10 protein-coding genes are annotated in these 11,891 nt (G+C 72.6%); 8 read left to right on the top strand and 2 right to left on the bottom strand.

Going from position 1 to position 11,891, the window contains the following annotated elements; translation table 11 throughout:
• The 4 genes from KME77_RS28015 to KME77_RS28000 form a co-directional block, all read left to right on the top strand.
• Positions 1–1,251 (top strand): DUF5691 domain-containing protein (locus KME77_RS28015; RefSeq protein WP_219471967.1); only part of this gene is annotated, 1,251 nt, incomplete at its 5' end.
• Complete coding sequence (locus KME77_RS28010) at positions 1,248–2,312, top strand: ATP-binding protein (protein WP_219471965.1); 1,065 nt, start codon at positions 1,248–1,250, stop codon at positions 2,310–2,312. The genes KME77_RS28015 and KME77_RS28010, both read left to right, overlap by 4 nt.
• Positions 2,309–4,630 carry a DUF5682 family protein gene (locus tag KME77_RS28005; protein ID WP_219471963.1) on the top strand — a complete coding sequence of 774 codons (2,322 nt, stop codon included), beginning with the start codon at positions 2,309–2,311 and terminating at the stop codon, positions 4,628–4,630. Before KME77_RS28010 ends, KME77_RS28005 begins: the two co-directional genes overlap by 4 nt.
• A 4-nt stretch (positions 4,631–4,634) precedes the next feature.
• Positions 4,635–5,783, top strand: a complete 1,149-nt coding sequence (locus KME77_RS28000; protein WP_219471968.1) for a VWA domain-containing protein — start codon at positions 4,635–4,637, stop codon at positions 5,781–5,783.
• A 40-nt stretch (positions 5,784–5,823) separates the two neighbouring features.
• Here KME77_RS28000 and KME77_RS27995 read toward each other — a convergent pair whose 3' ends face one another.
• A complete protein-coding gene (locus tag KME77_RS27995) occupies positions 5,824–7,269 on the bottom strand; it encodes an MFS transporter (protein WP_219471961.1) in 1,446 nt (481 codons plus the stop codon).
• 115 nt (positions 7,270–7,384) lie between these two features.
• Between KME77_RS27995 and KME77_RS27990 the strand changes: the two genes are divergently transcribed.
• The 3 genes from KME77_RS27990 to KME77_RS27980 all read left to right on the top strand — a co-directional run bounded on the left by KME77_RS27990 (position 7,385) and on the right by KME77_RS27980 (position 10,008).
• Positions 7,385–8,110 carry a TetR/AcrR family transcriptional regulator gene (locus KME77_RS27990; RefSeq protein ID WP_246610871.1) on the top strand — a complete coding sequence of 242 codons (726 nt, stop codon included), beginning with the start codon at positions 7,385–7,387 and terminating at the stop codon, positions 8,108–8,110.
• A 104-nt stretch (positions 8,111–8,214) separates the two neighbouring features.
• Positions 8,215–9,219, top strand: coding sequence for an enolase C-terminal domain-like protein (locus KME77_RS27985; RefSeq protein WP_219471957.1), 1,005 nt, complete (start codon positions 8,215–8,217; stop codon positions 9,217–9,219).
• 123 nt (positions 9,220–9,342) lie between these two features.
• On the top strand, positions 9,343–10,008 hold the full coding sequence (locus KME77_RS27980; RefSeq protein WP_219471955.1) for a class I SAM-dependent methyltransferase: 666 nt from the start codon (positions 9,343–9,345) through the stop codon (positions 10,006–10,008).
• Positions 10,009–10,088: 80 nt separating this feature from the next.
• Here KME77_RS27980 and KME77_RS27975 read toward each other — a convergent pair whose 3' ends face one another.
• Positions 10,089–11,393: an MFS transporter gene (locus tag KME77_RS27975; protein WP_219471954.1), complete on the bottom strand. Its 1,305-nt coding sequence runs from the start codon at positions 11,391–11,393 to the stop codon at positions 10,089–10,091.
• Positions 11,394–11,517: 124 nt separating this feature from the next.
• Between KME77_RS27975 and KME77_RS27970 the strand changes: the two genes are divergently transcribed.
• Positions 11,518–11,891 (top strand): GntR family transcriptional regulator (locus KME77_RS27970; protein WP_219471952.1); only part of this gene is annotated, 374 nt, incomplete at its 3' end.

The following is an 11,891-nucleotide window of genomic DNA, read 5'->3' as shown; positions in this document are numbered from 1 at the left end:
CCCCCCGCGCCCGCCGAGGAGCTGCCCGCCGTGGCCCCGCGCGCCGCCCAGCGGCTGGCGCGGGTCATCGGCGGCGAGTACGACCGGCTGCTGCCCGAATGGCTGGCCGCCGCGGCGGAGGCCCGCCGCCGCGTCCCGGCGCACATCCTGCCGGACCTGCTCGACCGGGGCCGCCGCGACCCGTCCATCAGGGCGCACCTCGGCCTGGTCACCGGGCAGCGGGGCAGGTGGCTGGCGGCCCTGAACCCGGAGTGGGGCTACCTGCTGGAGGAGCCGACCGGCGAGGCGTGGGAGCTGGGCAGCCCCGCCGACCGCCGCGCCTACCTGCGTCACCTGCGGGAGAAGGAGCCCAAGCACGCCCGCGAGCTGCTGGAGACGACGTGGGAGAGCGAGGGGCCGGACGACAGGGCGGCCTTCGTCGAGGTGCTGGCCGACGGGCTGAGCATGGACGACGAGCCGTTCCTAGAGCAGGCGCTGGACGACCGCCGCCGCGAGGTGCGCCAGGAGGCGGCCAACCTGCTCACCCGCCTGCCCGAGTCGCGGCTGGCCCAGCGCATGGCCGTACGGGCGCGGCGGTGCCTGACGATCACCAGGCGGGCGATCGTCGTCGAGGCGCCCGCGGAGTGCGACAAGGCGATGGAGCGCGACGGCGTCCGCGCCAAGCCGCCCCGTGGCACCGGCGAGCGGGCCTGGTGGCTGCAGCAGGTGGTCGCCCGCGCGCCGCTCGGGCTCTGGGGCGGCCCGGCGAGGCTGCTGAAGATGAAGATCCCCGACTGGGACGCCGAGGTGAAGACCGCCTGGGTGCGGGCGGCGGTGCTGCAACGAGACCCGGAGTGGGCGCGGGCGATGTTCGCGTGGGACCCGATCGCGGACCTGCTCGTGGCGCTGGGGCCGGACGAGCAGCAGCAGCTCGCCGCCGAGTTCGTGCGCAAGCACGACCTGGACAGCCAGTTGATCATGGTGCTCGGCGGCGTGTCCTCGCACTGGCGGGAGGGGCTGGCGACGGCGGTGCTGCACAAGATCGTGAAGGTGGCGAGCACCCAGCCGTGGAACCTCGGCGAGCTGATCAAGCTCGCCGGCGAGCGCATCGACCCCGCCCTGGCCGCCCTGGCCGAGCGTTACACGCCCCAGGCCCAGCAGCTCGGCCTCGACGGCGGGCAGATGCCGTCCGCCCAGCAGTCCTTCCCCCACATCGAGCAGGTCGCCGCCCTGCTGCGCTTCCGTGCCGACATGTTGAAGGAGCTCATATGACAGTCCTGCGCCCCCACGCGGAAGACCAGTACGCCGAGGAGCTGGCGGTGCTGGCCAAGGACGACGACCGGCCCAGGCCGCCCGGCTGGAAGCTGTCGCCGTGGGCCGTCACCACGTACATCCTGGGCGACGGCGAACGCGTCACCCCCAAGTACGTGGGCGCCCGCCGCATCGTCGAGGTCGCCGTCGCCACCCTGGCCACCGACCGGGCGCTGCTGCTGCTCGGCGTGCCCGGCACGGCCAAGACCTGGCTGTCGGAGCACCTGGCGGCCGCGATCAGCGGCGACTCGACCCTCCTGGTGCAGGGCACGGCCGGCACGGCGGAGGAGGCCGTCCGCTACGGCTGGAACTACGCGCGCCTGCTGGCCGAGGGCCCCTCCGTCGAGGCGATGACCCCCTCGCCCGTCATGCGGGCCATGGCCGAGGGCCGCGTCGCCCGCGTGGAGGAGCTCACCCGCATGCCGTCCGACGTCCAGGACGCGCTGATCACCGTGCTGTCGGAGAAGACGCTGCCGATCCCCGAGCTCAACCGCGAGGTCCAGGCCGAACGCGGCTTCAACGTCATCGCCACCGCCAACGACCGCGACCGCGGCGTCAACGAGCTGTCCAGCGCCCTGCGCCGCCGGTTCAACACCGTCGTGCTGCCGGTGCCGGCCACCGCCGAGGAGGAGGTGGACATCGTCTCGCGCCGCGTCACCCAGCTCGGCCGCTCGCTGGAGCTGCCCGAGACCAGCACGGGCCTGGCCGAGATCCGGCGGGTGGTGACGGTGTTCCGCGAGCTGCGCGCCGGGGTGACCGAGGACGGGCGCACGAAGCTCAAGTCGCCCAGCGGCACCCTGTCCACCGCCGAGGCGATCTCGGTGCTGACCAGCGGCATCGCGCTGGCGGCCCATTTCGGCGACGGCGTGCTGCGGCCCGCCGACGTGGCCGCCGGGATCGTCGGCGCGGTCGTGCAGGAGCCCGTGTCGGACCGGGTGGTGTGGCGTGAATACCTGGAGACCGTGGTGCGCGAGCGTTCCGGCTGGCGCGACTTCTACCGTGCCTGCCGCGAGGTGTCATGAGCGTCGTCTCCGTTCTCGGCGTGCGCCACCACGGGCCCGGGTCGGCGCGGGCCGTCCAGGCCGAGCTGGAACGCCTGCGCCCGGACGTGATCCTCATCGAGGGCCCGCCGGAGGCCGACGAGCTGGTCGCGCTCGCCCCCGAGCTGGAGCCGCCGGTCGCGCTGCTCGCGCACGTGCCGGGGGAGGCGGCCAAGGCGGCGTTCTGGCCGTTCGCGGGGTTCTCGCCGGAGTGGCAGGCGATCCTGTACGGCGTGCGGGCCGGGATCCCGGTGCGCTTCTGCGACCTCCCGGCCGCCCACAGCCTGGCCGACCAGGGTCCGGCCGCGGCAGGCCCCAAGGACGACGGTGATCCTGCGACGGCCCCCGACGGCGACGCGGCGCCGGGGCCGGGACCGGGGTCAGGGCCGGGTGACGACGCCGCCCCTGAGCCGCCTGCCGACCTCATGCGCGTCGACCCCATCGGCACGCTGGCCCAGGCCGCCGGCTACGACGATCCCGAGCGCTGGTGGGAGGACGTCGTCGAGCACCGCGGCGACACCCCGTTCGAGGTGATCGCCGAGGCCATGGCCGCCGTCCGCGAGGGCCACGAGCCGGACGAGCGGGAGGCCCGGCGCGAGGCGTACATGCGCAGGACCCTGCGCGCCGCCCTCAAACAGGGCCACGAACGCGTGGCGGTGGTCTGCGGCGCCTGGCACGTGCCCGCGCTGAGCGCCCCGCTGCCGCCCGCCAAGGCCGACGACGCGCTGCTGCGCGGGCTGCCCAAGGTGAAGGCGCAGCTCACGTGGGTGCCGTGGACGTACGGGCGGCTGGCCTGGTGGAGCGGCTACGGCGCGGGGATCGCCTCGCCCGGCTGGTACCACCACCTGTTCACCGCGAAGGACCGCCCGGTCGAGCGGTGGCTGGCCGAGGCGGCGGCGGTGCTGCGCGACGAGGGCCTTCCCGTCTCCTCCGCGCACGTCATCGAGTCCGTACGCCTGGCGCACAGCCTCGCCACCCTGCGCGGACGCCCCCTCGCGGGCCTCGGCGAGGTCACCGAGGCGGCCAGGGCGGTGCTGTGCGAGGGCGACGACCTGGCGGTGGAGCTGATCCAGCGGCGCATGGTCGTCGGCGACCGGCTCGGCCACGTCAGCGACGGCACGCCCATGGTGCCGCTCCAGCGCGACCTGCGCGACCAGCAGCGGCGGCTCAAGCTCAAGCCCGAGGCGCTCGACCGTGAGCTGGGCCTCGACCTGCGTAAACCGCTCGACCTCGAACGCAGCCACCTGCTCCACCGGCTGCTGCTGCTCGACGTCGGGTGGGGGGCGCTGGGGCAGGCCAGGGGGAAGGGGACGTTCAGGGAGACGTGGCGGCTGCAGTGGCGGCCCGAGTTCGACCTGGCGCTCATCGAGGCCGCCGCTCTCGGCGTCACCGTCGCCTCCGCCGCCGCCCAGCGGGCCCGCGACCTGGCCGCGGCCCCGTCGGTGACGCTGGCCGACCTGACCGGGCTGGTCGAGCGCTGCCTGCTGGCCGACCTGCCGCAGGCGCTGCCGGAGGTGCTGTCCGCGCTGTCGGCCAAGGCCGCGCTCGACACGGACGTCACGCACCTGATGGCGGCGCTGCCCGCGATGGTGCGCGCCCACCGCTACGGCGACGTGCGCGGCACCTCCGCGCAGGGGCTGGCGGTGATCGTGCGCTCGATGCTGGACCGGATCTGCGTCGGGCTGCCGGTGGCGGTCACGGGGCTGGACGACGAGGCCGCCTCGGCGCTGCTCGGTGGCGTGGACGGGGTGCACGCGGCGGTCGCCCTGATGTCGGAGGACACCGGAGGGCCTGATACCGCCGAGAGCGCCCCTCAGGCGTCGCCGCGCGGCCGGTGGCTGGTCACCCTGCGCGGCATCAGTGATCGCCCCGACCTGCACGGCCTCATCGAGGGCCGCCTCACCAGGATCCTGCTCGACGCGGGCGAGCTGGACGGCGCCGGCGACAGCGCCGGCGACCGCATGTCGCGGGCGATGTCCAGGGGTCACGCCCCCACCAGGGCCGCGTCCTGGATCGAGGGCTTCCTCGGCGGCGGTGGGCTGCTGCTGGTGCACGACCCCCGGCTGCTCGGCCTGATGGACGCCTGGCTGACCGGGCTGTCGGGGGAGCAGTTCGTGGACGTGCTGCCGCTGCTGCGCCGCACGTTCGGCGGCTTCGCCGCGCCGGAGCGCCGGGCGATCGGTGAGCGTGTCCGCTCCGCCGACCGCGCCGAGCGTACGGCCGACCGCGGCGTGGACGAGCGACGTGCGGCCGCGGCCGCACAGACCGTGCTGACGATCCTGGGGAGGGCCCGTGGATGAGCGGATGCGCAGGTGGCGGCTGGTGCTGGGCGGCGGCGAGGCCGACGGCATCTGCTCGGGGCTCCAGGGCGCCGACGGCGGCCCGGCCGGGCTCCAGGGCACCGACGCGGACATGGACAGGGCGCTGGCGGCCGTCTACGACCGCGCGGGCGGCCTCGGCGCGTCCGCCCCGCGCGTGGCGCGGTGGCTGGGCGACATCCGGACCTACTTCCCTTCGACGGTCGTCCAGGTCATGCAGAAGGACGCCATCCAGCGCCTCAACCTGACCAGGCTCCTGCTCGAACCCGAGATGCTGGAGGCCGTCGAGCCCGACGTCCACCTGGTCGGCACCCTGCTGGCGCTCAACAAGGTCATGCCGGACCAGGCCCGAGAGTCGGCCAGGGCGCTGGTGCGCAAGGTCGTCCAGGAGCTCGAACGCCGCCTCGCCCAGAAGACCAGGGCCGCCGTCACCGGCGCGCTCGACCGCTCGGCCAGGACGCACCGCCCCAAGCGGGTGGCCGACATCGACTGGGACCGCACGATCAGGGCGAACCTCAAGAACTACCTGCCCGACCGGAACACGGTCGTGCCGTCGCGGCTCGTCGGCTACGCGCGCAGGCAGCGTTCCGTGCAGCGCGAGGTCGTGCTGTCGATCGACCAGAGCGGGTCGATGGCGGCGTCGGTGGTGTATTCCAGCGTGTTCGGGGCGGTGCTGGCCTCGATGCGGTCGCTGAAGACGTCGCTGGTGGTGTTCGACACGGCCGTGGTGGACCTGACGGACCAGTTGCACGACCCGGTGGAGCTGCTGTTCGGCACCCAGCTCGGCGGCGGCACCGACATCAACCGGGCCATCGCCTACTGCCAGGGCCTCATCACCCGGCCGGCCAACTCCATCTTCATCCTGATCAGCGACCTGTACGAGGGCGGCGTCCGGCAGGAGATGCTGCGCAGGGTCGCCTCGATGGTGCAGGCCGGGGTGCAGGTGATCGTGCTGCTGGCGCTGTCGGACGAGGGGGCGCCGTTCTACGACCACGAGAACGCCGCCGCGCTGGCCGCGATGGGCGTGCCCGCGTTCGCCTGCACGCCGGACGCCTTCCCCGACCTGATGGCCGCGACGATCGAGCGCCGCGACATCGCCCAGTGGGTGGAGCGCCACATCAGCACGAAGGCGTGAAGGGGCCGCGGCCGGCGGCCGCGGCCCCTGGTGCAGGCGGTCAGTGCCCGATCCCCTCCGCCCGAGCCCTGCGCGGCATCAGGAACGACAGCGCGAACGTCAGCGCCAGCAGCCCGACCTCCACCCACACCGTCACCTGCATCGCCGCCCCGAAGCTCCACTGGCTCCTGAGCAGGTTGAAGAAGATCGTCCCCAGCACGGCGCTGCCCAGCGCCCCGCCGAGCTGCTGGACCGCGGTCAGCGTGCCCGACGCCGACCCCGACTCGTGCGGCTCGACCCCCGACAGCACGATGTCGAAGAACGGCGCCATCGTCAGCCCCATCCCGATGCCGACCAGCGCCAGGCCGGGGGAGAGCTGCCACGGGCTGATGCCGGTGCCCGCCAGGTGGATGGTCAGGCCGAGCACCGCCGCCCCGGCGGCCATGACCACGGTGCCGATCTGCAGCAGCCCGCGGCCGAGCCGCTCCTGCAGCCCCGACATCGCCAGGCCGAAGCCGACCACGCCGCCGATGGCCTGCGGCAGGGCGGTCAGGCCCGCCTTCAGGGGGCTGTAGCCGAGCCCGACCTGCGCGTACAGGGTGAACACCAGGCCGAGGCCGATCATGCCGGAGAAGAAGGCCAGCCCCGCCACGAGCCCGCCGGTGAAGGCGCGCTTGCGGAACAGGCCGGGGGTGACCAGCGGGTCCTTGCCGGAGTTCGCGCGGCGCGTCTCGTACCAGCCGAAGAGGGCGAACACCGCGGCGGAGGCGGCCATCGACACGAACGTCCAGGCGGGCCAGTCCAGCTCGCGGCCCTGGATGAGCGGGAAGATCAGCAGGAACGCGGCCACCGACACCAGCAGCACGCCCACGAGGTCGAGCTTGGTGGCGTTCGACAGCCGGTACTCGGGCAGGTACTTGATCGCCGCGAGCGCCGCCGCCAGTCCGATGGGCAGGTTGATCAGGAAGATCATGCGCCAGCCGGTGCCGAAGAAGTCGCCGTCCACCAGCCAGCCCGCCAGGATCGGCCCGCCCACGGACGAGATCGTCATGACCGGCCCGAACATGCCGAACGCCTTGCCCATCTCCTGCGGCGGGAACATCTCCTTGATCAGCCCCAGCCCCTGCGGCAGCATCACGGCCCCGAACAGCCCTTGCAGCACCCGGCTGCCGATCAGCATCTCCGGGCTCATGGCGACCCCGCACAGCAGCGACGCGGCGGTGAAGCCGAGCGCGCCGATCACGAACATCCGCTTGCGGCCGTACAGGTCGCCGAGCCGCCCGCCGGTGATCAGGCCGACGGCCATGGCCAGCGTGTACCCGGCCACCAGCCACTGCACCAGGCTCGACGAGCCGCCCAGGTCCCGCTGGATCGTCGGCGCGGCGATGGAGGTGACCAGCGCGTCGAGCAGGTCCATGACCTCGGCGGCCAGGATGACGAACAGGGCGATCCAGCGCCACCGGTAGGGCTGGACCACGGTCCCCGTCTGGGGGGTGGTCACTGTCATGGTTGCTCCTCACATTTCGGAACAGCGTTCTTAAGGCGAACAATGTTCGTTACGAACACCGTTTTAGTGACGAACAGCGTTCGTGTCAAGTACAGTGTTCGTCATGAGCCCGGACATGAGCCGAAGCAACGCAGACGTCCCGGTCCCGCCGTGGCGCAAGTCCCGCAAATCCGTCCCGCTCAGGCGGCAGCTCAGCCAGGACCTGATCGTCGAGGCGGGCCTGCGCATCCTCGACGCCGAGGGCCTCGACGGGCTCAGCATGCGCCGCGTCGCGCAGGAGCTGGACACCGGACCGGCCTCGCTGTACGCGCACGTCGCCAACAAGGAGGAGCTCCTGGAGCTCATCTATGACCGGGTGCTGGGCGAGATCCGGCTGCCCGAGCCCGACCCGTCGCGCTGGAAGGAGCAGCTGCGCGAGTACGCGATCGAGGTCTACCGCGTGCTCGGGGAGCACGCCGACGTGGCCAGGGCGGGCCTGGCCAGCGTCCCCATGGGGCCGAACGCGCTGCGCGTCGGCGAGTACGTGTTCGGGCTGCTCATCGAGGCGGGCATGACACCGCGTGACGCCGCGCTGGGCGTCGACCGGCTCGCGCTGTACATCTCCGGCGACGCCTACGAGGGCTCCCTGCACTTCGCCAAGATGCGCGCCGCCGGCCAGGAGGTGGAGGAGTACTTCAGGGCGTTCGTGGGGCAGATCGAGGGCTATTACCGCTCGCTGCCGGCCGAGATGTTCCCGCACACCACCAAGCACGTGGACGTGATGATCGCCGAGGACGGGCGGGCGCGCTTCGAGTTCGGGCTCGACCTGCTGCTCGACGGCCTGACGGCGCGGATGCCCTAAGGCGGACGGCCCTGTGACCATGCCGGCGTACGTGGCCCCGCGTTTTGCCCAGCACCCGAAGGCAGGCACACTGGAAGGAGTCGGTCCGTAACAGAGGGGGGTACATGCCGCGAGTGCGGGAGCTGGAGGTTTTCCGGCTGGTGCTGCCGTACGGCAAACGGTCGGAGACCTTGCTCGTCAAGCTCACCGACTACGCCGGTATGACCGGCTGGGGCGAGGCGCTGTCGCCCCAGGCCAAGACCTGGGCCAGGCTGGAGGAGACGCTCGCCGCCCAGCTCATCGGCGTCGACTGGGAGCACCCCGACGACGCGCCCGGCGGCGACCCGGCGGTGGACATGGCCTGCTGGGACCTGTGGACCAGGATGCGCGGCGTGCCCCTGGCCCACGCGATCGGCGGCACGCGCACCTCGCTGATGGCCACCGTCCGCCTCGAACCCGACCTGTCGCTGGAGAGCCTGGTCGCCCGGGTCAACCAGCAGGTCTGCGCCGGATACGGCCACGTGACGCTCGACGTGCGGCCCGGCTGGGACGTCGAGCCCGTACGCGCCGTGCGCCTGGCCTACCCCGCCCTGACCCTGGCCGTCGACGCCGGCGGGGCCTACACCGAGGACGGGCAGCTCGTGGCGCTGGACTCGTACGGCGTCGAGGTCATCGAACGGCCCTTCCCCATCACCGACGTCCAGGCCCACGCCGACCTCCAGGACCAGGTGGCCGCCTCGGTGGCGATCGAGGCCGGCTCGGCGGCCGAGCTCGACGACTACCTGACGCCGCGCGCGGCACGGGTGCTGCTGCTGCGGCCCACCACGTTCCCCTCGCTCAGCGAGGCCCGCCGCGCCCACGACCGGGCCGCCGCCGCGGGCTGGGACATCCAGTGCGCGGGCGGCCAGGGCGCCGGCCTGGCCCGCGCCACCACGGTCGCGGTGGCCAGCCTGCCGGGCTGCACCCTGCCGTGCGACGTGACGCAGCCCCCGCGCAACAACCAGATCGTGACGCCCATCGTCGGCGCCAACGGCGGCGTGGTCGCGGTGCCGCTGACGCAGCCGGGGATGGGGCACACGGTGGACGAGGAGCGGGTGCGGCGACTGGCGAAGGACTCCTTTCACGCGTAGTCTGCGGCGCTTGTGGATCACTTACCGCCACTGACCCGCCTGCGCGCCCTGCGGCTCATGCTGCGGCTGAATCCAGGCGACATGGGGCCGGGGCCACCGGACGATCTCGATCTTGGAGGCGCGATGGAGGAGAGGGACCCGGACGAGGACGCCCGGCGGCTGGCCGCCGAATCGCTGGCGGGCGGGGACGCGACAGGGTGGTTCGAGCGGCTGTACGCGGAGTCGGAGACGGACGGCGCGATCGTCCCGTGGGACTCGCGTTCGCCGCACCCGCTGCTCGTCGAGTGGGCCTCCGGCCAGAGGCTGGCGGGGCGGGGATGGCGGGCGATGGTGGTCGGGTGCGGGCTGGGGGACGACGCCGAGTACGTGTCGGGGCTCGGCTACGACACGGTCGCCTTCGACGTCAGCGAGTCCGCCGTACGCCTGGCCAAGGAGCGCTTCCCCGGGTCACGGGTGCACTACCGCGCCGCCGACCTGCTCGAACCGCCCGCCGAGTGGCGGCAGGCGTTCGACGTGGTCGTGGAGATCATGACCGTCCAGGCGCTGCCCGAGGAGCTGCACGCGGCGGCGATCGCGTCGGTGGCCGCGTTCGTGCGGCCGGGCGGCACACTGCTGGTGATCGCGTCGGCGCGGGAGGAGGGCGGGCCGGTGTTCGCGCCGCCGTGGCCGCTCACGCCGTCCGAGATCGAGTCGTTCGCCGCGGACGGGCTGGTGGCGGTGCGCGTCGAGCAGCTGCGGGCCCGGGAGCGCCACCGCTGCCGCGCCACCTTCCACCGCCCCGCCCCCTGACCCGTCACCGCCATTTGACCTGTTGTCGCCTGCCCTGCCCATCGACCCGCCTCTGCTGGCTCACCCATCGTGTGCGGGGGTCAGTCCGGGGCGCCCAGCGGGGTCACGCGCTTCAGGACCACCGCGTACGTGACCGCCCCCAGCAGCGCCACCGCCGAGATCACCATCAGCGGGACGAGGAACGACCCCGTCCTGTCCACCAGCACGCCGACCATGATCGGGCTGATGATCCCGGCGAAGTTGGAGGCGAAGTTCTGGATCCCGCCGATCGAGGCCACGTGACGCTCGGCGGGCGCGACGTCGGCCGGCAGCGACCAGATGTTGGAGGCGGCGAACGTCGAGCCCGCGTACGCGATCGACAGCAGCGCCAGCGCCATCCACGCCTGCGGCACCCACACGGCCAGCCCGATGACCGTCGACACCAGGAACCCGCCCGAGATGAACACCTTGCGCACCCGCGTCACCGAGTCGCCCCGCTTGATGCGGCGGTCGGCCGTCCAGCCGCCGAGCCACTCCGCGGCGATTGCCACCAGCCCCGGCAGCGCCCCGAACAGCCCCAGCTTCAGCAGGCTGAACCCCCGCTCCTCCACCAGGTAGGTCGGGAAGAACGTGAGGAAGAAGTACACGACCATGTTGAGGCAGAAAAACCCGAGCATCATCGCCCAGATCGTCCGGTAGCGAAACAGGTCCCGCCAGCGCAGCGCGGGCGCGCCGCCCTCCTCCTCGCCCTCCCACCGCGCCCCGCCCTCGCGGATGTAGGTCAGCTCGTCCTCGCTGATCCTCGGGTGCTCCTGCGGGTCGCGGTAGGTCTTCCACCACCCGTACGCCCACAGCAGGCCGATCACGCCGATGACGGCGAACGTCCACCGCCACCCCAGCCACGCGATCAGCGCCGTCACGATGGGAAGCGCGATCACCCCGCCCACGCGCGAGCCGGAGTCCCAGATGCCGGTGGCGAAGGCCCGCTCGTGCCGCGGGAACCACCGGCCCACCACCTTGGCGCTCGTCGTCGCGGCCGGGCTCTCGCCGACGCCGAGCAGCAGCCGTACGCCGAACAGCGTGGCGAAGCTGCTGGCCAGGGCGGTCAGCGAGGTGAAGACCGACCACCACACGGCCGCGAACGTGAACGTCCTGCGCGGCCCGTACCTGTCCACGACCCAGCCCGCCGCGAGCTGGAAGAAGTCGTAGGACCAGAAGAAGGCGGCGAGGATCATGCCCTCCTCGGTCTTGGACAGCTCGAACGTCTCGCCCATGAACGGCAGGGCCACGCCGAGGCTGGCGCGGTCGAGATAGTTGATGACGAGTCCGGCGAAGACGAAGCTGATCATGTACCAGCGCAGCCGGCCGTGGACGGTGCCACGCTGCCGTGGGATGGTTCTGGACACAGCGGATCCTCGTTACTATTTCCTATTGGATATATCGTGCATGTTGCCGATAGTGCACTATGTCCGTCAAGACCCGGCATAACCGGCACGCCCCGGTACGTATATTCCCGTCAGGAGCCCGCTGATGACGAGCGAGATCGAGAACCGCCTCAAGGGCCAGGTACGCGCCGCCAGGCGCAGCGTCCTGACCGAGGACGTGTACGAGAGCGTCAAAAGCCTGATCATGAACGGTGAGCTGGAGGCCGGGGCCCGGGTCAACATCTACGCCGTGGCAAGACTCCTGGACGTCTCGCAGACGCCGGTGCGCGAGGTGCTGGCGGCGCTGGAGTCGGAGGGCCTGCTGACCAAGGAGCCGCTGCGCGGCTACTCGGTCGCGCCGGTGCTGACCTCCGAGCAGGTGGCCGACCTGTACCAGCTCCGCCTCCTGCTGGAGCCGTGGGCGGCGGCCCGCGCCGCGGACGCGGCCGGCCGCTCACCGGAGGCCGCCGAGGCGGGCGT

The sequence above is a fragment of the Nonomuraea rhizosphaerae genome, from assembly GCF_019396405.1.
Lineage (GTDB): Bacteria > Actinomycetota > Actinomycetes > Streptosporangiales > Streptosporangiaceae > Nonomuraea > Nonomuraea rhizosphaerae.
This window is presented reverse-complemented; position numbering and strand designations above follow the sequence as displayed.